The organism is Chloroflexaceae bacterium (genome assembly GCA_025057155.1).
In the GTDB taxonomy this organism is placed as follows: domain Bacteria; phylum Chloroflexota; class Chloroflexia; order Chloroflexales; family Chloroflexaceae; genus JACAEO01.
The window spans coordinates 170,035-195,787 of the sequence record JANWYD010000001.1 but is presented as its reverse complement, the minus strand read 5'-3'; the positions used below and the strand labels follow the sequence as shown (position 1 = coordinate 195,787).

22 protein-coding genes are annotated in these 25,753 nt (G+C 64.6%); 17 read left to right on the top strand and 5 right to left on the bottom strand.

What is annotated here, in order from left to right:
- The first annotated feature begins 51 nt into the window (after positions 1–51).
- From NZU74_00755 to NZU74_00745, 3 genes are all read left to right on the top strand, one after another.
- Positions 52–366, top strand: a complete 315-nt coding sequence (locus NZU74_00755) for a HEPN domain-containing protein (protein ID MCS6879840.1) — start codon at positions 52–54, stop codon at positions 364–366.
- A 187-nt stretch (positions 367–553) separates the two neighbouring features.
- Entirely contained in the window at positions 554–1,321 is a 768-nt protein-coding gene (locus NZU74_00750; GenBank protein ID MCS6879839.1) for a hypothetical protein, read from the top strand.
- A gap of 397 nt (positions 1,322–1,718) precedes the next feature.
- Positions 1,719–2,159 carry an Hsp20/alpha crystallin family protein gene (locus NZU74_00745; protein ID MCS6879838.1) on the top strand — a complete coding sequence of 147 codons (441 nt, stop codon included), beginning with the start codon at positions 1,719–1,721 and terminating at the stop codon, positions 2,157–2,159.
- A gap of 80 nt (positions 2,160–2,239) precedes the next feature.
- On the opposite strand, the gene fdhD is transcribed toward NZU74_00745, so the two are convergent.
- Positions 2,240–3,103, bottom strand: coding sequence for a formate dehydrogenase accessory sulfurtransferase FdhD (fdhD, locus tag NZU74_00740; protein ID MCS6879837.1), 864 nt, complete (start codon positions 3,101–3,103; stop codon positions 2,240–2,242).
- A gap of 216 nt (positions 3,104–3,319) precedes the next feature.
- On the opposite strand from fdhD, the gene NZU74_00735 reads away from it, so the two are divergent.
- Entirely contained in the window at positions 3,320–3,499 is a 180-nt protein-coding gene (locus NZU74_00735; protein MCS6879836.1) for a hypothetical protein, read from the top strand.
- Positions 3,500–3,623: 124 nt separating this feature from the next.
- Here NZU74_00735 and NZU74_00730 read toward each other — a convergent pair whose 3' ends face one another.
- The gene (locus NZU74_00730) at positions 3,624–5,846 is read right to left on the bottom strand and encodes an FdhF/YdeP family oxidoreductase (GenBank protein MCS6879835.1); all 2,223 of its coding nucleotides are present in this window, start codon (positions 5,844–5,846) and stop codon (positions 3,624–3,626) included.
- A gap of 180 nt (positions 5,847–6,026) precedes the next feature.
- Between NZU74_00730 and gnd the strand changes: the two genes are divergently transcribed.
- The 4 genes from gnd (at position 6,027) to NZU74_00710 (ending at position 10,277) form a co-directional block, all read left to right on the top strand.
- A complete protein-coding gene (gnd, locus tag NZU74_00725; GenBank protein ID MCS6879834.1) occupies positions 6,027–6,938 on the top strand; it encodes a decarboxylating 6-phosphogluconate dehydrogenase in 912 nt (303 codons plus the stop codon).
- A 49-nt stretch (positions 6,939–6,987) separates the two neighbouring features.
- Complete coding sequence (gene zwf / locus NZU74_00720; protein MCS6879833.1) at positions 6,988–8,535, top strand: glucose-6-phosphate dehydrogenase; 1,548 nt, start codon at positions 6,988–6,990, stop codon at positions 8,533–8,535.
- The gene (locus NZU74_00715) at positions 8,532–9,710 is read left to right on the top strand and encodes a glucose-6-phosphate dehydrogenase assembly protein OpcA (GenBank protein MCS6879832.1); all 1,179 of its coding nucleotides are present in this window, start codon (positions 8,532–8,534) and stop codon (positions 9,708–9,710) included. The genes zwf and NZU74_00715 overlap by 4 nt, the downstream gene beginning before the upstream one ends.
- 192 nt (positions 9,711–9,902) lie before the next feature.
- Entirely contained in the window at positions 9,903–10,277 is a 375-nt protein-coding gene (locus NZU74_00710) for a hypothetical protein (protein ID MCS6879831.1), read from the top strand.
- A 73-nt stretch (positions 10,278–10,350) separates the two neighbouring features.
- On the opposite strand, the gene secA is transcribed toward NZU74_00710, so the two are convergent.
- From secA to NZU74_00695, 3 genes are all read right to left on the bottom strand, one after another.
- Complete coding sequence (gene secA / locus NZU74_00705) at positions 10,351–13,353, bottom strand: preprotein translocase subunit SecA (protein ID MCS6879830.1); 3,003 nt, start codon at positions 13,351–13,353, stop codon at positions 10,351–10,353.
- A gap of 359 nt (positions 13,354–13,712) precedes the next feature.
- Complete coding sequence (locus tag NZU74_00700) at positions 13,713–16,562, bottom strand: GAF domain-containing protein (GenBank protein MCS6879829.1); 2,850 nt, start codon at positions 16,560–16,562, stop codon at positions 13,713–13,715.
- A gap of 285 nt (positions 16,563–16,847) precedes the next feature.
- Entirely contained in the window at positions 16,848–17,066 is a 219-nt protein-coding gene (locus NZU74_00695) for a hypothetical protein (protein ID MCS6879828.1), read from the bottom strand.
- Positions 17,067–17,133: 67 nt separating this feature from the next.
- Between NZU74_00695 and NZU74_00690 the strand changes: the two genes are divergently transcribed.
- The 9 genes from NZU74_00690 (at position 17,134) to NZU74_00650 (ending at position 25,725) form a co-directional block, all read left to right on the top strand.
- Positions 17,134–17,832 (top strand): response regulator transcription factor, encoded by a 699-nt coding sequence (locus NZU74_00690; GenBank protein ID MCS6879827.1) that lies wholly within the window; start codon positions 17,134–17,136, stop codon positions 17,830–17,832.
- A gap of 250 nt (positions 17,833–18,082) precedes the next feature.
- Positions 18,083–19,171 (top strand): phosphate ABC transporter substrate-binding protein PstS, encoded by a 1,089-nt coding sequence (gene pstS / locus NZU74_00685; GenBank protein ID MCS6879826.1) that lies wholly within the window; start codon positions 18,083–18,085, stop codon positions 19,169–19,171.
- Positions 19,172–19,270: 99 nt separating this feature from the next.
- Positions 19,271–20,266, top strand: coding sequence for a phosphate ABC transporter permease subunit PstC (gene pstC, locus NZU74_00680; GenBank protein MCS6879825.1), 996 nt, complete (start codon positions 19,271–19,273; stop codon positions 20,264–20,266).
- Positions 20,263–21,192, top strand: coding sequence for a phosphate ABC transporter permease PstA (pstA, locus tag NZU74_00675; protein MCS6879824.1), 930 nt, complete (start codon positions 20,263–20,265; stop codon positions 21,190–21,192). Before pstC ends, pstA begins: the two co-directional genes overlap by 4 nt.
- 6 nt (positions 21,193–21,198) lie before the next feature.
- A complete protein-coding gene (locus tag NZU74_00670) occupies positions 21,199–22,017 on the top strand; it encodes a phosphate ABC transporter ATP-binding protein (GenBank protein MCS6879823.1) in 819 nt (272 codons plus the stop codon).
- 111 nt (positions 22,018–22,128) lie between these two features.
- Positions 22,129–22,989 (top strand): phosphate ABC transporter ATP-binding protein PstB, encoded by an 861-nt coding sequence (pstB, locus tag NZU74_00665; protein ID MCS6879822.1) that lies wholly within the window; start codon positions 22,129–22,131, stop codon positions 22,987–22,989.
- A gap of 259 nt (positions 22,990–23,248) precedes the next feature.
- Positions 23,249–24,700 (top strand): Asp-tRNA(Asn)/Glu-tRNA(Gln) amidotransferase subunit GatA, encoded by a 1,452-nt coding sequence (gene gatA, locus NZU74_00660; GenBank protein MCS6879821.1) that lies wholly within the window; start codon positions 23,249–23,251, stop codon positions 24,698–24,700.
- A 186-nt stretch (positions 24,701–24,886) separates the two neighbouring features.
- Positions 24,887–25,138 carry a 30S ribosomal protein S18 gene (gene rpsR, locus NZU74_00655; protein ID MCS6879820.1) on the top strand — a complete coding sequence of 84 codons (252 nt, stop codon included), beginning with the start codon at positions 24,887–24,889 and terminating at the stop codon, positions 25,136–25,138.
- 86 nt (positions 25,139–25,224) lie between these two features.
- Positions 25,225–25,725 (top strand): NUDIX domain-containing protein, encoded by a 501-nt coding sequence (locus NZU74_00650; GenBank protein MCS6879819.1) that lies wholly within the window; start codon positions 25,225–25,227, stop codon positions 25,723–25,725.
- The last annotated feature ends 28 nt before the right edge of the window (positions 25,726–25,753 follow it).

Genomic DNA, 25,753 nt, shown 5'->3' with positions numbered 1-25,753 from the left:
CGGAAGGGCGCGGTCGTCTCAAAGAAAGTCCTGGCCGCCAACGATCCGCCGTTGCTCGACACCGCGATATGCCACTGCCAGCAAGCAGCCGAGAAGGCGGTCAGGGGCTATCTGGTTCTGTGCAACCACGAGTTCGGGCGCATCCTTGACATCGAGGTCCTGGTGCGCGCTGCCGCGGCATATGCACCCGACTTCGTCAGTTGGATTGATGCGGGCATAGAACTGACACCCTATACGCGAATTTTTCGGTATCCCGGATACGCGAAGGAACCAGACCGACCCCGGTTCGAGCGGGCGCTGTCAGCGGCGGAAGGACTGTACGCCTTCATCATCTCGTTGCTGCCGCCAGATATGCGGCCTGCATAAGGTGAAGAAATCGGGACTCCCATGTCCCCGCCCGCCAGAGTCTCCACTGCCCCGACGCGGGGCAACGCCTCCCGACCAGTTGTAGCACACAATAAGGACCATGGTACCAGGCTGCCGGCGTGCATACCGCAGCGACATGTGGTTAACTGGGGCCAGCGCGGTTAAAAAGCAGTAAAGGGCGGCTCCGATGTTCCTTCCGCTGCGGGCGATGCTCGTCACCATCGTGGCGCTGGCAGGTCTGGGAAGCCTGACCACAACCGTGTCCCAACCGCCTGCCCCCATCTATCTGCCGCTGCTAAGCGTTGCCCGGCCACTGAACGAGTTGCGCGCCGGACGGGCGACGTACTACAACGCCACGGGCGACGGCAACTGCTCCTTTGGTCCCTCCCCCGGCGACCTGATGGTCGCGGCGATCAGCCACGAAGACTATGGCAACCCCGATCCCGAAGGCAACCCCGCGGGCGGCCCGGCCGCCGTCTACTGCGGGGCCTACGTCGAGGTATTTGGCGAACTGGGCAGCGTCGTGGTGCGCATCGTTGACAAATGTCCCGATGCTCAGTGCACACGGGGGCACCTTGACCTGAGCGCCCAGGCCTTTGCCCGCATCGCTCCCCTCGAAAAGGGCATCGTGCCCATTACCTGGCGGGTGATCAGCCCGGAGCTGGGACGCGCCATCGCCTACCGGGTCAAAGAGGGCAGCAATCGCTGGTGGACGGCCATCCAGGTGCGCTACCACCGCAACCCGATCGTCAAACTGGAGTACCGCACCGCCGCCGGGCAGTGGCTGCCGCTGGTGCGGCAGGACTACAACTACTTTGTCGGGCGCGATATGGGGCCCGGCCCGTACACGCTCCGCGTCACCGACGCCTACGGCAATGTGCTCACCGACAGCGGCATCGTTCTCGGCGACGGCGTCGAGACGCCAGGCCGCGCTCAGTTCCCGCCTGGACCATAGAGGCGCCAGGGGATGGCAAGCTGTGCGGATCCAAGAGCAACCGCTGCACACCCCTCCACCTCCCCACCTCCCGTTCTCAGGTGGAGGGTTTTCCGGCGCACGCTCGCGTCGCATGCGCCATCCGGGGCATTGGGACGCCCAACCCCCCGCTCCCGCGCGCGGGAGCGGGGGGTGAGGATCGTAAGCGCATGGGAATGCCGAAAACCGCTTCTCGCTCGAAAAACCCTACACCTGAGAACCCGCCTCCCCCCCTGTCTCCCCACCATTTACGCCTTTCTAACATCGCTTAGACGTTCATCTAACACTTCCGCGTTACAGTAGCGCCAGAACGAAAGCGCTGCAGGTGCAGCGCCGGACTGCACAGAACTGAACACAATACACACAGGGAGGTGGTAAGATGACGAGCCTGACTCGTTGGGATCCGTTCCAGGAGGCGATGACGCTGCGTGAGGCCGTGAACCGCCTGTTCGAAGAGAGCTTCGTTCCGATGATGCCTACCCGCGATGGCAGCTTCGTACCCGCGCTCGACCTGAGCGAGACGCCCGACGCCTACATCGTCGAGCTGGCCGTGCCGGGGATGAAGGCTGACGACCTGAACGTCACCATCGAGAACGGGGTGCTCTCGATCAGCGGCGAGGTGAAGAGGAGCGCCGAAGAGCACGAGCGCAACTACCATCGCATCGAGCGCCGCTACGGACGCTTCAATCGCTCCATTACCCTGCCGAGCACGGTTCGCGGCGATGCTATCGAGGCCCGCCTGGAGAATGGCGTGCTCACGCTGCGCGTACCCAAGGCTGAAGAGGTCAAGCCGCGCAAGATCCAGATCAACGTCGGCTGATCCCTGTCAGATAGTCACAGCCGAAGGGGAGGGCGACACCCTCCCTTTCGTGTTTTTGTGTACCCTCCATCGTCCGGCCCCTATGCATCAGGCCGGGAAGTACTGGCAGGCAAGCCAACCCGCTCCACTCCCGCGTACACGTTGAAACGAGCGCCACGGACGAACCCGATCAGCGTCATCCCGAACTCGCGGGCCACCTGCACCGCCAGGCTGCTCGGCGCGGAGACCGCGCACACAATGGGAATACCGGCCACCAGGGCCTTTTGCACAATCTCGTAACTGGCCCGGCCGCTCACCATCAATACGCCGCCGGCCAGCGGCACGCGCCCGGCGAGGAGCGCCCAGCCGATGAGCTTGTCCAGGGCGTTGTGACGTCCGATGTCCTCGCGGGAGACCAGCAATGCTCCCTCCGGGTCGAAGAGCGCGGCGGCGTGCAACCCCCCCGTGCGGCTGAACAATCCCTGAGCGTCTTGGAGTCGCCGCGGCAGCGCCGTTATCACTTCGGGGCGGATAAGCGGCCCCGAAGCCAGCGGCGCACAGCCACGTCCGCGCAGCGTGTCCAGCCCCGCGCGGCCACACACCCCGCAGGCGCTCCCCATCGTGAAATGCCGGGTGAAGGTCGTCAGATCGGGCAATTCCTCCCGCCGCAACACCACCTGCACAATGTTGTAGCGCTGCTCACCGTCTACCTGGGGATCGACACAGTACGCGATCTGCGCAACGTCGTGGCGATCAGCGATCAGCCCTTCGCTAAAGAGGAAGCCGGCAGCCAGCTCGAAGTCGTTGCCCGGCGTGCGCATGGTGATGGCCAGGCTGCGCTGCGCCGCCCCCGCTCGCAACCGTACTTCGAGCGGCTCCTCAACCGCCAGTTCATCGCGACGCGATCGCCCGACACCTTCGTTGAACGTCCAGACCATGATCCGCTGCGCCCCGCGTCTGGTCATGAACCTTCCCTCCTCGCGGCGGGAGATCTGCTCTCACCACCGTCGAATTCTTTCTCTAACTGCCTGCGCCAGCCCCTGGTACCATCAGAATGCCTGGTTGCATACGCTCGCTTTTCGTTCCGCCCGGCGCCCCCTCCCTCTCCACTGCAAGTAGAGAGGGAGGGGATTGGGAGGAGTGCAAGGCCCACGATCACGAATTCGAGGTGTGCCATGGATATGATCTCAATCATCGCGGCGATGATAGGCGTCGGTATGATCGGCGGAGCGTTGATGGGCTGGATTGTAGCGCTGGTCCTGGTGGTTAATGAACTGGTAGCGCCTCCGTTGCAAGAAGTTCTGCAGCGGCGGCGTGGTCAGACCTTCCCGGCGCCTTCGCAAACGCGGCCGGGCTTTTGACGGCAACTCCATCGCCCTGTCCCGTCACTCTGGATGCGAGGCCGGGAGGGTTTTCGCCCTCCCGGCCCATTTTTTTCCCGTTCCTGAGCCACGGGCGGCGAGCGGGTCCGGGGGACGGTCAGACTCACAGGCGCTCGACGCGCACCAGAGCGTTGTAATCGGGAATGCGGGCCTCTGGCGAGCAACTGTCGCGGCTCAGCAGGTGATTGGCTTCGGGCCAGTGGACCTGGAGATTGCCCGGCCGCAGCGGCGCCAGCAGCACCCGGCCCCGGTATTCGCCACGCTCGTTCACCAGGCGCACGGCGTCTCCGTTGCGCAACCCGAGGCGCATAGCGTCGGCGCGGTTCATCAGCACCGCGTCGCGGGTGGCGCCGTTGAGCGCATCGCGCTGCTCGTGCACCATGCTGTTAAACTGCTTGCCACGGCGAGTGCTGAGGCGGAACATACCCTCAGGTACGGCGGTGCGCGGCGGCGTCACGGGCGCGAAACGCGCCTTGCCATCGGGCGTGGGGAAACGCCACCCCGCGCAGAGGTGCGGCCCGCCGTACTGGAACTGGTCGCCTTGCTTCCGCAGGTGCTGGATGCCGTCGTAGAAGGGGATCACCCGGGCGATCTCCTCGCGGATCGCGGCCATGCCCCGGTAGCGCAGCCGCTCGGCCAGATCGGGGCGCACGCGGGCGGCCAGCTCGGCAAAGACCTCAGCCTCGCAGCGCGCCTGCGGCACGCGCGGGCCGGGGATCTCGGGGCTGAAGATCAACCGCCGCTCGGTGCTGGTTTCGGTGACGCCGCCGGGGATTTCATAGCGCGTGGTCGCGGGGAGCAAGAGCACCGTATCCGCCGGCTCGATCAACATCTGGCTGGAGAGCACGATGTCCATGTGCACCCGCAGCGGCACGCGCTCCAGCGCCGCGCGGGCATGCTCCGGCTCGGGCATCACCTCTATGAAGTTGCCGCCAACAGCGAAGAGCACGTCGAGTTCGCCACGAAAGGCCGCCTCGAGCATCTCGGGAGTGGTCATACCCGGTTGGGTGGGCGGGCGGAAGCCCCACAGCCGCTCCAGACGTTCGGCCGCGGCCTCGGTGATCGGCTCGCCGCCGGGGAACACCGTGGCGTAGGCGCCCATCTCGGCGCCGCCCTGCACCCCCGAATGGCCGCGAATGGGCATCACCCCGCAGCCGGGACGCCCGACGAAGCCCTTGCTCAGCGCCAGATTGAGGATGGCCCGCACGCCGTCCTCCCCGTGCGCGTGCTGCGTCACTCCCATGCTCCACACAAACACGGCCCGCGGAGCATCGCGAACCAGTTCGGCCAGGTGGCGCATCTCAGCCCGGCTCGCGCCTGACTCGGCCTCTAACTCCTCCCACTGCTGCCGGTCAAGACATTCGCGGAGCGCCGTGAAACCGCTGGTGTACCGGCTCACAAAATCGTTGTCGTACCACCCCTCGGCGAGGATGTGCTTGAGCACGCCATTGAGGAAGGCCACGTCGCCCCCGGTGTTAATGAGAAAGAAGGTCTCGGCCAGTTTTGTGCCAAAGAGGGCGCTATCAGCGATCGAAGGGATCCAGTAGCGTTCCATTCCCGGCTCGCGGTAGCTGTTCACACAGACGATGCGCGCGCCGTTGCGCCGGGCATGGTAGAGATACTTGGTGGCGACGGGCTGATTGTTGGCCACGTTCGAGCCGATGAAGACGATCAGGTCGGTTTCCAGCCAGTCGCTGTAGGAGCAGGTGGTCGCGCCGACGCCCAGGCTGCCCTTAAGCGCCACGGTGCTGGGCGCGTGGCAGAGGCGGGCGGCGTTGTCAATCGAGTTCGTGCCCATCGCCCGCACCGCCTTCTGGGCCATGTAGTAGCTCTCGTTAGGCATGCCCCGGCTGGTGAGGTAGAAGCCGAGACGCTGAGGGGCGGCAGCGCGAATGCGCTCCGCTGCCAGATCCAGCGCCGCGTCCCAGCTCAGGGGCCGAAAGCCTGTCTCGCCGCGCCGCCGCGCCAGCGGACACGGCAGCCGGCCCAGAGCGCGCAACTCGCCGCTGGACTTGCCAGCGAGCGCCCGCACATCGGCCAGGAGCGAGGGAGCGAAGGGCGGCATCGTGTTGAGACGCAGCAGGCGCAGGCGGATGTTACACAGGTGCACGCCGCTTAACGTCCAGTCGCTCAGACCGGTGGTGCCCAGGGCGCAGCCATCGCATACGCCCTGGCTGAGGATGCGCCAGGCGTAGGGCAACTGATCGCGGTTTTCAACCAGCGCCTTCCAGATCTCCAGGTAATTGTTGGGACGCTGCTCACCGATGCCAAAAGGCTTGAGGCTGACCCAGAGCGATGGGTCCCAGCAGTGCCGCGCGCGGGCCATAGGTGATCCTTGTTGCCTCAGGGCCTGAACATAGATCATCGTGGCGCAACCCTCCGGGTTGCACTCCCACAGATTCATTTACCATCCAGGGTTCCCTGTAGCATACCACAACCGGCGCGTGTGTGCGCCCGAACAGTGTATAATGCCCTGGCGCACGTGACCCATCGTTCAGGAGCATGTATGGAACTTGGCTTGATCGGTCTGGGCCGGATGGGAGCCAACATGGCCATCCGCTGGTTGCGGGGCGGGCACCGGGTGGTCGTCTACAACCGCACCTTCGAGAAGGCGCGCGATCTGGCGGACGCCCACGGCGCTGTGGCGGCCCGCACCCTTGAGGAACTGGTGCAGGCCCTGCCCGCGCCCCGGGTCGTCTGGCTCATGCTGCCGGCAGGGAAGGCCACCGATGAGTATCTTGCCAGCCTTACTCCGCTGCTGCAACCTGGCGATATCCTGATTGACGGGGCCAATAACAACTACCGCGCCAGCATCGCCCACGCGGAGCAACTGGCGGCCCACGGCATTCGTTTCCTCGACGCCGGGGTGAGCGGCGGCGTCTGGGGCCTGGAACTGGGCTACTGCACCATGGTTGGCGGCGACCCCGACACTTTCGCCTATGTCGAACCGCTATTGCAGACGCTCGCTCCCCCTGACGGCTACATGCTCTGCGGCCCGCACGGCGCCGGCCATTTTGTGAAGATGATCCACAATGGCATCGAGTACGGGATGATGCAGGCCTACGCCGAGGGCTTCGAGATCCTCCGCCAGTCGCGCTATGATTTCGACCTGCGGCGCATCAGCCACCTCTGGAACCAGGGCAGCGTGGTGCGCTCATGGCTGCTGGAACTGGCTGAACGGGCCTTCGCCCAGGACCCCGGGCTCGCCAGCATTCGCGGCTACGTGGAGGACAGCGGCGAGGGCCGCTGGACGGTGCAGGAGGCGATTGATCTGGACGTGCCGGCGCCGATCATCACCCTGTCGCTCCAGATGCGCTTCCGCTCGCGCCAGGAGGATAGCTTCAGCGCGAAGGTGCTTGCCGCCCTGCGCCAGCAGTTCGGCGGGCACGCGGTGAAGACGGTGGAGGAGCAGGGCTGAAGCAGCGGCTATGCCGCTGCTTCGGCCCGCGGGCCAGCGAGCATTCACCATGAGCGACGGCGTCGCCACCTCTCTCGAAAACCCGCTGCGGGCAGGGCTGCGGCTCTGGCGCACGCCGGAACCGTGCATCATGGTTATCTTCGGCGCCAGCGGCGACCTGACCAGCCGCAAGCTGGTGCCCGCGCTCTACAATCTGGCCCGCGAGCGGCGCCTGCCGGGCGGCTTCTCGGTGGTGGGCTTCGCCCGCCGCGACTGGGACGACGCCGCCTTTCGCCAGATACTGCTCGAGGCGGTCAATGCTAATTCGCGCACCCGCCCGGTGGAGCAGGCGCTGTGGGCCAGTTTCGCCGAGGGGATCTTTTACCACCGCGCCAGTTTCGACGACCCGGCGGGCTACGCGCGTCTCGCCGAGCGCCTGGCGGCGATTGACGCAGCGCGCGACACCGGCGGCAACCGTGTCTTCTACCTGGCCACCCCGCCCGAAGCCTACCCCGAGATCATCGCCCGGCTTGGCGACCACGGCCTCAATCGCTCCCCCGGCGACGGCTGGACGCGGATCATCATCGAAAAGCCCTTTGGCCGCGACCTGGAGAGCGCCCGCGACCTCAACCGGCAGGTGCTCGCCGTCTTTGATGAACGCCAGGTGTACCGGATTGACCATTACCTGGGCAAAGAGACGGTCCAGAACCTGCTGGTGTTTCGCTTCGCCAACGGCATCTTCGAGCCGATCTGGAACCGGCGCTACGTGGATCACGTGCAGATCACCGTGGCCGAGAGCCTGGGGGTGGAGGACCGCGGCGGCTACTACGACCGCGCCGGGGCCCTGCGCGATATGATCCAGAACCATCTCACCCAGTTGCTTACCCTGACGGCGATGGAGCCGCCCGTAGCCTACGACGCCGACGCGGTGCGCGACGAGAAGGTGAAGGTCCTGCGCGCGATCCGGCCCATTGCTCCGGCGGAGGCGGAGCGGTTTACCGTGCGCGGCCAGTACGGCCCCGGCAGCGTCAGCGGGCGGCTTATGCGCGGGTACCGCGAAGAGCGCGGCGTGGCCCCTGATTCGCAGACCGAGACTTACGTGGCGCTCAAGCTCTTCGTTGAGAACTGGCGCTGGGCCGGCGTGCCATTCTACCTGCGCAGCGGCAAGGCCCTGCCGCGCCGGGTGAGCGAGATTGCCATCCAGTTCCGCAGCGTGCCAACGCTCCTCTTTGCCGACACGCCGGTCAACGAGATCGAACCGAACGTCCTGGCGATCCGCATCCAGCCCGACGAGGGCATCACGCTCAAGTTTAGCTCCAAGGTGCCGGGCCAGGCCCAGATCCGCCCGGTGACGATGGATTTTCGCTACGGAACTTCGTTCGGGGTGGCTTCACCCGAAGCCTACGAACGCCTGTTGCTCGATTGCATGCTCGGCGATAGCACGCTCTTCACCCGGCGCGACGAGGTCGAGGCAAGCTGGGCGCTGCTCACGCCAATCCTGGAGGGTTGGGCCGCCGGTCCGCCGCAGAACTTCCCCAACTACGAGGCCGGCGCCTGGGGGCCCGCCGCCGCCGATGCGTTCATCGCCCGCGATGGCCGCGCCTGGCGCCGACTATGAACACGCTTCCCTTTGTTGATAGCGCCACGATCGAGAGCGAGTTGCAGCGGCTCTGGCAGGAGACCGCCGAGACGTCTGCCAGCGGCGAGGCGGTGACCCGCGCGCTGACCCTGAACCTGATTGCCCGCGCCACCGACCCGGCCATGGCCGAACGGATCAGCGCCGTCGCGCGCGACCTGGTGGCGAGCCACCCCAACCGGACCCTGCTGGCGATCTGCCGTCCCGAAGAGACGCCGCCGCGCATTGAAGCCTGGGTGCAGGCCAACTGCCTGCTGAGCGCCCCCGGCGTGCCCCAGGTCTGCGGCGAGCAGATCAGCATTGACGCCCGCGGCCCGGTCACTGCGCAGATCGCCTCGCTCATCCTGGCCCTGCTGGCGCCCGACCTGCCGGTGGTTCTCTGGCTTCCCGGCCCGGCGCCCTTCGATGATCCGCTGCTCCCCCGCCTGCTGGGGGTGATTGACCGGCTGATCATCGACTCGCGCGACCTGACCGATCCCGCGCGCGATCTGAAGCGCATGGCCGTCTTTGATCGTGATCCGGGAACACCGGTGGGAGCGTCACGCCGGGTGGCGCTGAGCGACCTGGGCTGGGCCGCGTTGACCCCGTGGCGCGAACTGACCGCTCAGTTCTTCGATACGCGCCCGCTGTTGCCTCACCTTCGCCGGCTGGATCAGGTCGAAATCGGCTACGTGCCCGCTGGCGAGCGGCTGAATCCTGTTCCGGGACTGCTTATCACCGGCTGGCTCGCCGCCTGTCTCGACTGGACGCCGCTGGAGGACGCTGTGAGCATCGAGGGCGCAACGCTGCGCCTGCACCTGCGTCGTCCGGCGGTCGGGGTTGGCCCGCGGGCCATTCGCCTGGTGACGATCATCATCACCCCGGTCGGCGGCGCCACGCCGGGTCTGGCCTCGTTGCGCCTGCGCGCGCTCGACGGCGTAACCGCCGATTTTCACGTGCAGCGCACCGACGATCAGGGGCATGTCCTGACCAGCGCGGAGGTCGCCGGCCATCCCCCGGTGCGTCGGCTCACCCGCTGTGTCGAGCCATCACTGGCCGAACTGGTGGCCGCCGAACTACGGCTCCTCAGTCGCGACGCGATGTTCAGCGCCGCGCTACAGAGGGCGGCGATCTTCGCCGCGAGGCTGTCCTATCTCGAAGAACCGGCCGGGAGATAGAGCATCTTGGTCTATAAAGCAAGTTTTCTGGCGTTTTCGTCCCCCTCCCAACCTCCCCCCGCTGGGGGGAGGAGTCAGACTCCCTCCCCCAGCGGGGGAGGGTTGGGGAGGGGGCGGGATTTAGCGAAAAACGTCGTTCACAGACCACTAAACCATGCCCGCCCGGTCGCCGTATGTTCACAGGCACAACCCATGCTCGATACCAGCCTTCTTGCCGCCGGCACCTTCCCGTTCGTCTTTCTGGTCGTCTCGATTATTATTGACGCGCTGATACTGTTTCAGACCCGATGGGCGGATCTCAAAGGCAGCTTCCGCGACTCGCTGATCGCCAATCTGATCTCGGCCGTCGTGATCGTGCTGCTGAGCCGCTTGATCCTGAGCGTTCCCAACATCTTCCTGGCCCTGCTGCTGGCGCTGCTGATCGCCTGGATCGCTGAGGGCTTCGTGCTGGCGCTGCTGCGACGCACGACCTTTTCGCGCGGCTACCTGGCGGCGCTGGTAGCGAACTTTTCAGCGTTTATTTTTGCCTATGCATATGTGGCGACATTTGCGCTGATGCCATTGTAAACAGTAGCGCAACCCTCCGGGTTGCGGCAATCCGGAGGGTTGCGCTACTGGATTATCAGATCGCCCGGCGCGCCTATTTGCGCTTGCCGCGCGGCACGGCCGGCGCCTGGCGGCCTCGGGGCGTGGGCGGGGCGGACTGGGAATTGAGCGCCTGGCGGATCTTCTCAGCTTCGGCGGCGATGGCCGGATTATCCGGCGGCGCCTGCCCGGCGCGCGCTGGCGCGCCTCCGGCCTTGAGCTGGGCAGCAGCGGAGGGGTTGCCGAGCAGATGCATAATCTCCTGCTCGCGACCCATGTGGCACTGCTTGAACTTCTTGCCCGAGCCGCAGGGACAGGGATCGTTTCGGCCGGGCAGGGCCGGGGCCTTGCGCCGCGCGGGCTTGCCGGCGACATTGGCCAGTTCGCTGCTGCCGCCCGCCCGCCGGGCCATCGCCAGGCGCGCCTGCTGTTCGGCCTCGATCTGCCGCAGGTAGCGCTCGTAGGCGAAGGTCTGGTTAATAATCTGATACACTACGTCGCGCGTGATGTTCTCCTTGAGTTGCTCGAACATCTGGAACGACTGGCGGCGGAACTCCACCAGGGGATCACGCTGGGCGAAGGCCTGGAGCATGATGCTCTGGCGCAGTTCGTCCATCGCCGTCAGATAATCAATCCACTGGCGATCAATGGCCGCCAGCATCATGCGCCGTTCGATGTCGCGCATCATCTCCGGGCCAATCGCCCGCTCGCGCTCGGCGTAGGCCTGCTCCAGTTGTTCCACCAGCCAGATCTCGATCTCCTCGCGGCTCTTGCCCTCCAGTGTAGCGCTGCTGACCGAGGCGGGCAGGAGGGGATTGATCTGCCGATAGTGGCGCAACAGTTCCGCAACATCCCAGGCGTCGGGCTGTTCCGCTGGCAGGTGTTCATCAACCAGGGCCGCAATCTCTTCGCCGATCATCTGCAGGATCTGATCGTGAACATCCTTGCCGTCAAGGATCTCGCGCCGATCCTTGTAGATGATCTGGCGCTGCTTGTTCATCACATCGTCGAACTCGACGGTGTGCTTGCGGATGTCGAAGTTATAGCCCTCAACGCGGGTCTGGGCGCTCTCGATGGTGCGGTCGAGGATGCCCGCCTCCAGCGGCACTTCCTCATCGAGGAAGCGATCCATCAGGCCGCGAATGCGATCAACGGGGCCGAAGCGGCGCAGCAATTCATCTTCGAGAGAGAGGAAAAAGCGCGAGGAGCCGGGATCACCCTGACGACCGGCGCGGCCCCGAAGCTGATTATCAATGCGGCGGGCCTCGTGGCGCTCAGTGCCAATGATGTGCAGGCCGCCGAGGGCGCGCACCTCTTCGCCTTCGGCGTCGGTGATGCGCTTCGCCTCCTCCCAGGCGGCGCGCTTCTGCTCGGGGGTGGCTTCCTCGAACTTGATGCCCTTCGCGGCAAGAATATCGTCCACCAGACCATCGGGGTTGCCGCCCAGCAGGATGTCGGTGCCGCGACCGGCCATGTTGGTGGCCACGGTCACCGCGCCCTTGCGCCCGGCCTGGGCCACGATTGCGGCTTCCTTCTCGTGGTGCTTGGCGTTGAGCACGCTGTGCTTGATCCCCGCCTGCTGGAGCAGCCGGCTCACCCGCTCGGAGGTCTCCACCGAGGTGGTGCCGATCAGCACCGGGCGGCCCTGTTCGTGCATCTCCTGCACCTCGCGCACGACCGCCTTGAACTTGGCGCTCTCGCTGCGGTAGATCTGGTCGGGGTAGTCCTCGCGGATCATGGGCTTGTGGGTGGGAATGACCACCACGTCCAGGTTGTAGATCTTGCCGAACTCCTCCCGCTCGGTGTAGGCCGTACCGGTCATGCCGGCGAGCTTGTGGTACATGCGGAAGTAGTTCTGGAACGTGATCGTCGCGAGGGTGACGTTTTCATTCTTGATCGCCACGCCCTCTTTTGCCTCGACCGCCTGGTGCAGCCCGTCGGACCAGCGGCGTCCGGGCATGGCCCGCCCGGTGAACTCATCAATGATCACCACCTCGCCATCAGGCGTAACCATGTAGTCGCGATCGCGTTGGAAGATAAACTCGGCCTTGAGAGCATTCTCAACGTAATGGGTCTTTTCGTAGTGTTGCGGATCGTAGAGGCTCTCGCCTTCGGGAATGTTCAGCAGGCGCTCGAGGCGCTCGATGCCCTGGTCGGTCAGCGTAATCGAGCGGGTGCGCTCATCAATAAAAAAGTCGCCATCGGGCAGCAAACCCTCTTCCTTCATCTGCTTGGGCGTGATGCTGGAGCGCCGCAGATTACGCACCAGGCGCGCCATCTGGCGATAGAGATCGCTCGACTTCTGCGCCGGGCCGGAGATGATCAGCGGGGTGCGGGCCTCGTCAATGAGAATGTTGTCCACCTCGTCAACGATGGCGTAGTGCAGCTCGCGCTGGACCATCTGGGCCTTATCGTAGGCCATATTGTCACGCAGATAATCGAAGCCGAACTCATTGTTGGTCCCGTAGGTAATATCGGCCAGATACGCCTCGCGGCGCGTCACCGGTCGCCAATGGACGAGCCGCTGATCCTCGGGATTGGCGTGGGGGTCCACGTAGTCAGGATCATAGATGGCGCTCTGCTCATGGGCGATAAAGCCCACCGTTAGGCCGAGGAAATGATAGATCGGCCCCATCCAGCCCGCGCCGACCCTGGCCAGGTAATCATTGACCGTGACCAGATGGGCGCCTTTGCCTTCCAGCGCATTGAGGTAGAGCGGCAGGGTGGCCACGAGGGTTTTGCCCTCGCCGGTTTTCATCTCGGCGATCTTGCCCTGGTGCAGCACGATGCCGCCGATGAGCTGCACATCGTAATGGCGGAGGCCGATGGTGCGGCGCGCGGCCTCGCGCACGGCGGCAAAGGCCTCGGGAAGCAGATCATCGAGGGTTTCGCCTGCGGCCAGGCGTTCGCGGAAGACCGCCGTTTTGCCCTGCAGTTCCTCATCGGAAAGGCGTTGATATTCGGGCTCGAGCTGGTTTATCTTCTCAACCAGGGGCTTGATCTGGTTCAGAGCCTTCTCATTGCCATCGCCAACGATCTTTTTCAGCCAGTTAAACATCAGCATATACTCCGTCGCTGTCCGGGCGCGTGGAGACGACAGGCAGCGGCATTCTCCATCAGGCAGGATCGCAGGGGTTTGGATGCTTCGCGGCGTCGCGCCTCTCTCCCCGCCAGGAGGAGGCGCCCGGTTGCCTTCCCCGGCGGGGGAGGCAGCGCCCTGCCCGGTTAAACCGGCCTCATTATACCCGAGAGCATCGCGGCGACACAAGAAATAGCTTGAGCGGCGCAAAGAGCCTCAAAAAGGGCGTCCTCCGCGCGCCCTGCGGTACATCCGAACACCTGTGGAGGCCCGCGTCGGCGCAACCTCTCCCGGCGGGGAGAGGCAAGAGGGAAAATCAGGTTGTCCCGGCGGAGATCTCAACCGACGGCGCGGCCGTTGGCCCGGTTCGCCAGCGGCGCATGTGCGCCGAGGACCTCGTTGAGGGCGCCTATGAGGACTTCAGGGGTAAATGGCTTCTGGATGAACCGCTCGCCGTGGGCGGCTTCGATCCGCGCATCGTCGGTATAGCCAGACATATAGACGACCGCGATATTCGGGCGCCGGGCGCGAATGGCGTCGGCCAGTTGTACGCCGTTGAGACCCTCCGGCATAACAATGTCGGTCAGCAGCAGGTCAATTGAAGCGGCGTGCTGATCGGCAAGTTGCAGAGCGCGATGGCCATTGCCAGCCTCCAGCACGGTGAACCCGGCGCGGCGCAGGATCTGGCTGGCGAGCTGTCGCACGGCGGCATCGTCTTCCACCAGCAAGACGGTAGCGCCAGCGACCCGCAGGGTGTCGGGTCGAGGCGCGGACGCCGGCGTGTCCGGCGCCGCCTCAGTCGCCGCGGGCAGGTAGATCTCAAACGTGGTGCCGTGGTTGACCCGGCTACTGAAGCGGATGAAGCCGCCGCTCTGCTGAACGATGCCGTGGACCATGGCCAGACCCAGACCTGTGCCTTTGTCGCGCGGCTTGGTGGTAAAGAACGGTTCAAAAATGTGGGGTTGCACCGCGGGATCGATCCCCGTGCCTGTATCGGTGACCGTCAGCAGGGCATAGCGGTCCAGCCGCGTGCCGGCGGCATGCGGCGCGGTCAGAACATCCGCGTAGTATGAGGCGGTCTGGATCACCAGTTGGCCACCCTGAGGCATGGCATCGCGCGCATTGATCACCAGGTTCATCACCACCTGCTCGATCTGCCCCCGGTCGGCCAGCACCGGAGGCAGATCGTGGGAGAGCAGGATCGTGAGCATAATATCTTCGCCGATCAGGCGGCGGAGCATCTGCTCCATGCCCGTAATCACCTCGTTCAGGTTCAGCAACTCGGGTTGCAGCACCTGACGCCGGCTGAAGGCCAGCAACTGGCGGATGAGGGCCGCGGCGCGACCACCTGATTGGAGGATCTGTTCCAGCCCGTGCCGGCGGGGATCATCGGAGGGCAGATCATCGAGCAGCAGGCCCACTTCGCCCAGGATGACGGTGAGCACATTGTTAAAATCGTGGGCGATGCCGCCGGCGAGGCGACCCAGAGCCTCCATCTTTTGCGACTGCCGCTGCTCGGCCTCGACGCGCTGGCGTTCAGCCAGCTCGCGCCGCGCCTCTTCGTACAGGCGGGCATTCTCCAGGGCAATCGCGGCCTGGGTGGCGAAGGCCGCGGCCAGACGAGCGTGTTCGCGGGTAAAGAACCCCGGCTGGAACTTGTCGAGGGTCAGCATGCCGGTCAGGCGCTCGCCGAAGATGAGCGGCACGCCGAGCCAGGAGTGGATCGGGTCGGCATTGTATGGCTCGCTGTTGAAATGGGGATAGCGCGCGGGAGCATCGTCAAGGATCACCGGCGCGCGGCTGGCGGCGACTTCGGCATTGGGTGTCAGACCGGGGGCGAGGTCGAAGCGGAAGCCGATCACCTCTTCACCACGCCGCAGGCCGTAGGCGCCGATGATCTCGGCATACCCGTCGCGGACCACCTGCACCGAGGCGCTGTCGTAGGGCACCACCTTACGCAACTCGCTTAAGATCAGGTCGAGCACCTGCTTCAGATCGAGGGTGGAGCTGAGCGCCTGCATGGCCGCGCGGAGCGTCTCGGCCTCCTGGCGGCGGCTCTCGGTGGCGGCGATGGCGTCGCGCAGGCGGGCCACCGTGCGATCCAGTGTCCGGCCCAGAGCGCCAACTTCGTCATCGCCGGTAACGGGAATGGTGGCTTGCAGATCCCCGTTGCCCACACGCTCGGCCGCGGCGGCCAGGGCGCGCACAGGGCGCACAATGTCGCATGCCAGACGCATGGCCGCCATCAGGGCGATCAGCAGGGCGCCCAGGGTGATAACGGCAATCATCGCCTCGCTGCGCCAGATCCGGCCGGTGATCGCGCTGAGGGGAAGGGCGTAGATCACCGTCCACTCCAATCCGGTCTGGCCGGGAGGCTGAACCGGCATAATGACCTGCAACGTCTGCGGACGTTCCTGAGAGACAACCAACACGCCGTCCGCATTGCCGAGGATGCGCAGACCATCACGAGGGCGGGGCGCCGACACGGACAGTGCTCCGGGAGCATCTGGCCGGCAGGCGACGGAGCGATAGAGCGAGGTTCCCGCCGCATCAACAATCGTGGTGCACACGCCATGCTCCGTCTCAACCAGCAGGTCGAAGAGCGCCTGGGCCGGCAGTTCGAGCGTCACGGCAAGCGGCTCGCCTTCCTGGCGCTGCACCAGGGTAAGCAGAGACAGCACGGGCGCGCCAGGGGCCGGGCCGTCAATCAGCGCCGTGGTAACGGACTGGGCGCCGGAACGCCCTTCGCCCGCCAGCGCCTCGCGCGCGGCGTGAACCACCCCTGCCGGCGCCACCTCAACCACCGGTATCCACGCGATCCTGTTGCCCGGGAAAGGGGAGCGCAGACAGCGTCGTTCGCTGGCACTGAGAGGGAAGACGCACAGGGCCTGATAGGGATTGTCCCTTTGCTGCAGAAAAATGGAAAGATCCGTCGGGAACGGATCATCGAGCAAGGAAGGCGATCCGGCCACTGCCAGCAGATCCGCCGCTGCGCTTGCTATCAGCGCCTTAGCAAAGCCGGCGTGCATCGCGGCGCGCTGCCGGTACTCCAGGCTGGCCCGTTCCATCAGCAGCAAGCGCATCTCCACCAGATGATAGATCGAGAGGATCAGTGTAGGAATCAGCAGTACTGCGGCGAAGGCCAAGATTAGCTTGCGCTGAAGCGAGGAGCGGGCCAGAAATTGCATAGGCGCACCCGGCAACCCCTGGAGGGTTTCATACGCTACGTCTGCCTGCCAGCGATCTTCTGGTTGTGAGGTGCAAACGGAACCTTTACTGCTAAGGACAGGGAAGGAGTGGCGGATTTCCCGGATCGGCCTTGCCGGGTTATCCGCGGCAGATTCAGGTTCGGGGCCGCGTGCCGTATGCATCGCACTGCTGCCCTGGCCGGGTCAGCAACATTATATGCGATGAGTATTACAACGACGCAGGTTGCAGAACCCCTCGCACCCGGCTGATCCGCCCTCTGCGCGTTAACCGTTGCTTGATAAATGCTTAAAAAATTTTTGAAAAATTTTTAACATTAACCCAGTAGGATAGCGCATAATCCGTAAGCATTCACGAGCAGGCATCGCTATTTCTGGCGACGCATCCGTGAAACAACCGGTACGGCGCGGCAGCAATGCGCTGCCGATCATCGGACGCTCGTCGGCATCTGCCGCACCGGAGACGCGTGGATCGGGACGCGCCATCGCAGTTCTCTCGGAAGGCTCCAAACCGCCCGCGACGTGTTGCTATCCCGGCGGTCAGACAGCGCCTATGCCCACCATCCTGCTGGTTGAGGACGAGGTGACCTTCGCCGAGACCCTGCGCTACAACCTTGAACGCGAAGGCTACACGGTTATTCAGGCACTCGATGGCGTCGAAGGGTTGGACCTGGCGCGCCGGCACAACCCCGATCTGATTGTCCTGGATATTATGCTTCCACGCCTCGATGGCTTCTCAGTGTGCCGCATTCTGCGCCAGGAGAGCGACGTTCCCGTCATCATGCTCACGGCGCGGCAGGACGAAGTTGACCGCATTGCCGGTCTGGAGCTGGGCGCCGACGATTATATTACCAAGCCCTTCAGTCTGGGAGAGTTCCTGGCGCGCCTGCGGGCCATCCTGCGCCGCAGCGAAGCCCACCCGCGCATCACCGGTCGCGAAGTGCTGATCGCCGGGGGCATCAAGGTGGATACCAGCAGCCGGCGGGCATGGCGCGACGGAGTCGAACTGAGCCTGGCGCAGAAGGAGTTCGACCTGCTGACCTGCCTCATCCGCAACCGCGGCATCGCTCTGACGCGCGACCTGCTGCTCGAACGGGTCTGGGGCACCGAGTTCGCTGGCGACAGCCGCACAGTTGATGTCCACATCCGCTGGCTCCGCGAGAAGATTGAACAGGACCCAGCGCGACCGCGGTACATCCAGACTGTTCGTGGCGTTGGATATCGCTTCGACTCAGTAGACGAACCGGCGTGAGATGGGGCTGGCCGATGACGTTCCAGGCAAGTCCGGCGCTCCGAGACGCCACCGCCCGGCAGGGTCGCGCGAAACCCTGATTTATCCACTACAGAATCAAACATTTCAGGGCAACAATTGTCATTGTTGTTTTACAGTTATTTAACCCCTGTTTTGCTGAACCTTAACACAACTCCGGTAGGATTAGCTCGCCTTCTCCGACACAGGCTCTCGTTTCTCGTAGGACTAGCTGAAGAAGGGGGAACACTGTATGACACGGACCATGATCGTTCGGGTGTTCGCAATCGTGCTTGCCGTCGCAACTCTGCTCACTCTGGCGAGTCCGGCCCTGGCCCAGAGCTGGAGTCCTCGACCGGTCCAGGCCTCCTTGAAAGGATCTGGCGCTACATTCCCTGCTCCACTCTATGCCGCCTGGATCGATACCTATAAGCAAGTTAATCCGAGCGTCTCTATCAGCTACCAGCCGGTAGGCTCGGGCCAGGGCATTCGCGACTTCATCGCCTACCTGACGGATTTCGGCGGCACCGATGCGGCTATCGCCGCCCAGCGCGTGCAGACCGAGGCGCCTGACGCCCTGCATATCCCCATGGTGATCGGCGCTGTGGTTCCCACCTACAACATTCCCGGCATCACCGAACTGCGCTTCAACCCGGAGATCCTGGCAGGCATCTACCTGGGCGCCATCCGCAACTGGAACGACCCGCGCATCGCTGCCGCGAACCCCAACGTGCGCCTGCCGAACCTGCCGATTACGGTGGTCTACCGCTCGGACAGCTCCGGCACCACGGCTATCTGGACTGACTACCTGAGCAAGATCAGCACCGACTGGCGCAGCCGGGTCGGAGCGGGCACGACGGTGCGCTGGCCGGTGGGTGTGGGTGCGCCGGGCAACGCCGGCGTGGCCAGCACGGTGAAGAACACCCGCGGTGCGATCGGTTACGTGGAGCAGGTCTTCGCCACCGCCAACCGCCTGCCCCTGCCGCCGGTGCAGAACGCTTCGGGCAACTTTGTCGCCGCGTCGCTGGAGGCCACCTCGGCCGCGGCGGATGGCGTGCCGATCCCGGCCAACCTGGTGGCCTCGATCACCAACTCGCCCAACCCCAACGCCTACCCGATCGCCGGCTTCACCTACATCCTGGTGCGCCAGAACACCTACAAGGACGTTCCCAAGGCGCAGGCGCTCACCGACTTCCTCTACTGGTGTCTGACGGAAGGCACCGGCGCAGCTAACCGCCTCGGCTATGCGCCGCTGCCGGCCTCGCTGCGCGTGCGGGCGATCGAGGCGCTCCGGAGCATTACGGTTGATGGCCAGCGCGTCTTCGATGGCCCGGCGCGCTGACGCCTCGGGTTGAAGGGAGACGTGATGCAGCGATGAATGCTGCATCACGTCTCTTCGTATTGGCTGCGGGAGCCGCCTTGCTTTTACGGAGCACTATCAATGGCAGATGCAAAAGCCGTACCGCGCATCACCGCGAGCAGCCGCTGGGCGCGACAGACCAGACATGGCGATGTATTTTTCTGGTTGTTGACCCTCTTCTTCGCCCTGGTGATCATCGGTCTGGTGGTAGTAGTGGGGGTGGTGACATATAATGGGTCGGCCGAGGCCCGTGCTGCCTATGGGTGGAGCTTTCTGTGGGGCACTGACTGGAACCCGATTGAAACCGATCTCTATCCGGTCAGCTTCGGAGCCTGGCCGGCCATTCGCGGCACCCTGATCTCTTCGCTGATCGCCCTGATCCTGGCGGCGCCTACTGGGGTAGCCATTGGCATCTTTCTCTCTGAATTGTGCCCCTTGCGCCTGCGCCAGCCGCTGGGCTTCATGGTTGAACTGCTGGCGGCCATTCCCTCGGTCATTTACGGCCTCTGGGGCGTGGCGGTGTTTGCAAACTGGTTCAACGACTGGGTGGCCAACCCCATTGCCAACACCGCAGGACAGTTTGTGCCCTGGCTGGCCGGCCCGATCGCAGTGAGCCGGGGGTTAGCGATCACTGGCACCGTCCTGGCGATCATGATCCTGCCCACCGTATCGGCGATCACCCGCGATGTGCTACAGGCGGTGCCAAATCACCAGCGCGAAGCCATGTTCTCCCTCGGCGCGACCCGCTGGGAAGTGATCTGGGGTGCGGTGGTGCCCTACGCCCGCGCCGGGATCGTCGGAGGGATCATGCTTGGACTGGGGCGCGCCCTGGGAGAGACCATGGCGGCTACAATGCTCGTCGGCAACAGCACGCGCATTGAACCATCTATCTTTATGCCGGCCACCACTGCGGCGGCTCTGATCGCCAGCGAACTGCCCAACTCTGTGAGCCTGATCCACGAGAGTTCGCTTATCGCTCTGGCCCTGGCGCTCTTCGGCATTACGCTGCTGCTGAACGCGATTGCGCGTTATCTGGTGTGGCAGACGGCGCGGGGACCGGCGGGAGAAAAAGCATGAGTGTTAATATCCAGACCAACATGCTGACGTACCGGCGGCGCAGCTGGGTTGATAAGGTCCTGCGCGGATGTACGATTGTCGCGACGGCAATCGCCATCGTGCCTCTGGTGCTGATTATCGCCTACGTGCTGCTTTTGGGCGGCGCGGCCCTGAACTGGGACTTCTTTACCGACACCTACCGTCCGCCGGTGCCCGCCGGCGTTGACCCGCGCACCGGGTTGCCCATCGAGGGGATGGGAGAAGACGCCACTGCTCAGGTGCAGGCGCGCGGGGGCGTGCTGCACGGCATCGTCGGCACCTTGATGGTAACAATCACCGCGCTGCTGTTTTCCCTGCCAATCGGCATTCTGGCCGGCATTTTCTTAGCCGAGTACCCCGACACTCCCTTCAATACCTTTATCCGCTTCTGTTGCGACGTGCTCAGCGGCGCGCCGTCGATTGTCATCGGGGTGGTTGGATTTACCATGATCGTCCGACCGTCCGAAACCTACTCAGGCATTGCCGGTTCGATCGCCCTCACCTTTCTAATGGTGCCGACCATCGCCCGCACGACTGAGGAGATCCTTAAACTCGTGCCCAACGCCGTGCGCGAAGCGGCAATGGCTATGGGCGCGCCCATGTGGTACACTACGCTTACCGTGGTGGTACCCACCGCCCTGACAGGGATCGTCACCGGCGCGCTGCTGGCCTTCGCCCGCGGCGCCGGCGAGACCGCTCCGCTCCTGCTGACCATTCAGGGCAACAGCAATCTCAGCTTCAACATGTTCGCCGCCATGGCCGCGTTGCCTATTCTGACCTACAAGTACATCGAGTCGCCCTTCCCCGCTGAAAACCAGCTTGCCTGGGGCACGGCCTTCGTCCTGACGATGCTGGTGCTCGGGGTGAACCTGCTGGTACGTATCACCACCGCGCGTATTAAGAGGTGAGCGCCCATGGCCATTGCAACCCAACCCGCCCCGGCCACGCAGACTGCCCACAGCATGACCGTGCGCGGCCTCAAGCCCTTCTACGGCAAACGTCTCGCCGTGCAGGCGCTGGATCTGGACGTGCGGCCAAACCAGATTCTGGCGCTGATCGGCCCGTCGGGCTGCGGCAAGAGCACGGTGCTGCGCTGCCTGAACCGGATGCACGAACTTATACCCTACGCCCGCGCCGAGGGCGTGGTCAAGCTCGATGACATTGACATCTATGCGCCGGGGGTTGATCCTGCGCTGGTGCGACGCAAAATCGGCATGGTCTTCCAGATGCCGATCGCCCTGCGCACGCGCAACATCTACGAGAACGTGGCCGTGGGCCTGCGCCTCGGCGGGATCAACAACAAGTCCGAGCTCGACGACCGTGTAGAAAGGGCCCTCGTCCTCGCCAATCTTTGGGACGAGGTGAAAGACAAGCTGCACCTCTCAGGCATGGCCCTCTCCGGCGGCCAGCAGCAACGCCTGAGCATCGCCCGCACCATTGCCGTCGAACCTGATGTCATTCTCTTCGATGAACCCTGCTCGGCGCTTGACCCGATTTCGACCCTCAAAATCGAGGAACTGCTGCTTAGCCTGCGGCTGCGCTTTACGATAGTCATCGTCACCCACAATATGCAGCAGGCGGCGCGTATCTCGGATCGCACCGCCGTGTTTATGGTGGAAAAGACTGATGATGTTCCCATCGGAGTTCTGATCGAAGAAGGACCCACTGAGCAGATCTTTTCCACTCCCAAGGATCCGCGCACCGAGGATTACATCAGTGGAAGAGTGGGCTGACAGGAACGCAGGGAACCAGGGTTTCCCCACGCCCCTGCTCGAAGGAAAGGGCTGGAAGCGTTGCACCCTCGTTCCATTAATGCGCGGCACAGCCGCATGGGAGCCTGACAGATGAGTGAGACGCGGACCAGGTCGTTACCTCTGGCGAGCGGTTTTGCCGCTACCGCAGCGGCTCGCGCACGGACCCGCGAGAAGGTCGGCAAAGCCAAAATCGAGGCCGTCAACTTCAATTTTTACTATGGGACGTTCAAGGCCCTTGACCAGATTAACCTGGCCATTCCTGAGGGCGAGGTTACCGCATTGATCGGCCCGTCGGGATGTGGCAAATCAACCTTGCTGCGGGCAATCAACCGCATGCACGACAAGACGCCAGGCGCTCGTGCGGAGGGGTTGCTTACCATTGATGGCGAGTCTATTTACGGCAAGGATGTTGACCCCATCCTGCTGCGGCGGCGCGTGGGCATGGTCTTCCAACGACCGAACCCCTTTGCCAAGTCGATTTTCGACAACGTCGCCTACGGGTTGCGCGTGCTCGGCGAGCGCAATAACCAGCGGATCAAGGAACGGGTCGAGTGGGCGCTGCGGCGCGCCGCCCTCTGGGACGAGGTGAAGGATCGCCTGAACGCGACGGGCACTTCGCTCTCCGGCGGCCAGCAGCAACGCCTGTGCATCGCCCGCACCATCGCCGTCGAACCGGAGGTGGTGCTGATGGACGAACCCTGCTCGGCGCTCGATCCGATCTCGACCCTGAAAATCGAGGAATTGATCGCCGATCTGCGGGGCAGTTTTACGATAGTCATCGTCACTCACAACATGCAGCAGGCAGCGCGGGTCTCCGACTACACCGCGTTTATGCTGATGGATCCCAAAACGCGCGCGGGGCAGATGGTGGAGTTTGGTCTCACTGCGCAACTGTTCACCAATCCGAGCGACCCGCGCACCGAGGCCTACCTGAGCGGGCGCTTCGGGTAAGGGACAATCGCCAGGCGCCTTGACTCCGGTTGGAGAGATGGGGGAACCCTGGTTTCCCCTCACCCCCGCTCGCAGGACGCCGTCTCGCAATACCACGATCATCATATGTGGGTGAAGGGAGCCCTGGTTTTCCCTCACCCCTGCTTGCAGAGAGGGTTTCGGCAGCGTTGCCCTCCCCTCAGGCCTCGGCTCTCATCAGGGTATAATAAAGGCGTCACTTCCCGGCGCGGCTGGCGCCGATCCGTAGAGGGGAGAGCCGATGACCGACCTGCATACCCTGACCGTCGCGGAGGCGGAGGCCGCCTTCGCGGCCGGGATGCTCAGTTCCTACGAACTCACCGAGGCCCTGCTGGCGCGCATCCAGGCTGTCGAGCCACAGGTGCGGGCCTTTCTTACGCTCACCGGCGAACAGGCCCTGGCTGAAGCCCGCGCCGCCGATGCTACCCGCCGCCGCGACTCCGGCCCGCTCCACGGCATGCCCCTGGCCATCAAGGACGTGATCTGCACCCGCGGCGTGCGCACCACCTGCGGCTCGGCCATTCTGGAAACGTTCGTGCCGCCCTACGATGCCACAGTGATCACCCGCCTCAAAGCCGCCGGGGCGATCAGCCTGGGCAAACTCAACTGCGACGAGTTTGCCATGGGGTCGAGCACCGAGACCAGCGCCTTTCACATCACGCGCAATCCGTGGGACCTGGAGCGCGTGCCGGGCGGCAGCAGCGGCGGCAGCGCGGCGGCCGTGGCGGCGCTGATGGTCCCGGCCAGCCTGGGCACGGATACCGGCGGTTCGATCCGCCAGCCGGCGGCCCTGTGCGGCGTCAGCGGCCTCAAGCCTACCTACGGGCGCGTGAGCCGCTTCGGCCTGGTAGCCTACGGTTCATCGCTCGACCAGATCGGCCCCTTCGCGCGCACAGTTGAGGATCTGGCGCTGGTGTTGCAGGTGATCGCCGGGCACGACCCGCGCGATGGCACCAGCGCCCCCGTGCCGGTCGCCGACTACCGCGCGGCGTTGAGCGGCGAAGTGCGCGGGCTGCGCATTGGCGTGCCCGGCGAGTACTTCGTGGAGGGCATGGAGCCGGGGGTCGAGCAGGCCACTCGCGAGGCCATCGCTGTGCTGCGCGCGCAGGGCGCCGAGGTGGTGGAGATCTCGCTGCCCCACACCCGCTACGCTCTGCCAGCCTACTACATCATCGCTCCGGCTGAGGCCAGCGCCAACCTGGCGCGCTTCGACGGGGTGCGCTATGGCCCGCGCGAGCGGGGTGAGAGCATGTGGGACGAGATCGAGTTGACGCGGGGTCGCCGCTTCGGCCCCGAGGTGCGCCGGCGCATTATGCTGGGCACCTACGCCCTTTCGGCGGGCTACTACGATGCCTACTACAAGCGCGCCCAGCAGGTGCGCACGCTCATCAAGCGCGATTTTGACGAAGCCTTTGCCCGCGTTGACGTGATTGCCGCCCCCACCTCCCCCACTGTCGCCTTCAGGGTGGGTGAGAAGCTCGATGACCCGATCGCCATGTACCTGAGCGACGTGTGCACCCTGCCGATCAACCTGGCCGGCGTGCCGAGCCTGGTAGTCCCGTGCGGCTTCAGTCAGGGGCTGCCTGTCGGGTTGCAGTTGATCGGCCGCCCCTTTGACGAAGCCACCCTCTTACGGGTAGGCGACGCCTACCAGCGCCTGACCGACTGGCACACACGCTACCCGCCGCTGTGAGTGGAGAAAGGTCTGGGAGGGCTGCGCCCTCCCAGACCCTCCATCCAGGGTTCGGAGCAAGCCCGAAAGACTTTGCAACAGCCTTGAAGGGCTTCGCCCTCCCATGTAATGAACTCGCACATGTGGTATACTAAACGCTGGTTTGTCTATGGCAGCCTGGAACTGATCCGAGGAGAGCGATAGCCTATGAGCCGGTCGCGAGGGGTAAAGAGCGGCGGGCGTGGTCGCCGCCGCGAATGCGAATTCACGAAGCTGGGCATTGAGCCCGATTACAAAGACGTTAAGCGCCTGCAGAAGTATCTGACGGCCCAGGGCAAGATCCTGCCGCGCCGGCGCACCGGCGTGACGGCCAAAATGCAGCGGCGCCTGTCAGTGGCGATTAAGCGCGCCCGCCACCTGGCCCTGCTGCCTGCGGCGCCGGCCCACACGCGGGGCTGAGTCCGTCGCCGCCATCCACGGGAGGCACACGGGACAACGAAGAACTACCCTCGTCCTTCCACGGGAAGGCGGGGGTGTTTTGCTCTATGCATATCTGGAAGGCCAGCCTGCGCGAAGGCGGGTTGTCGCTCGCATACAATGCCATCATCCTCGTCCGCGCCGGTCTGCGCCAGCTCACCCGCCCCACCGAGGTCGGCGTGCGCGCCCTGGTTGTACGCGATGACGAGGTGTTGCTGGTGCGCCATCGGGGCGGACGCTACCCCTGGTCGTTGCCCGGCGGCGGCCTGGGGCGGAACGAGACGATGCTTACCGCCATCGTCCGCGAGGTGCGCGAGGAGGCAGGCTGTGAAACGCGCCCGCGTGAACTCCTGGGCCTGTACCGGGCCATCAATGAGGGAATGATCAACTACGTGGCCGTGTTCGTCTGCGAACCGCTGGGGCAGGTGCATCCCCCTACCAGTGATCTGGAGATTGTTGACGCGCGCTTTTTCCGCCAGTGTGATCTGCCAGGGAATACCGAACCGGGAAGCCTGCGTCGCGTTGAGGAATACCAGCAAGGCGCGCGGGGCCTCTACGGGCCGTGGTGAGGCTTCTGGAGGACTATACTCCCGGCGT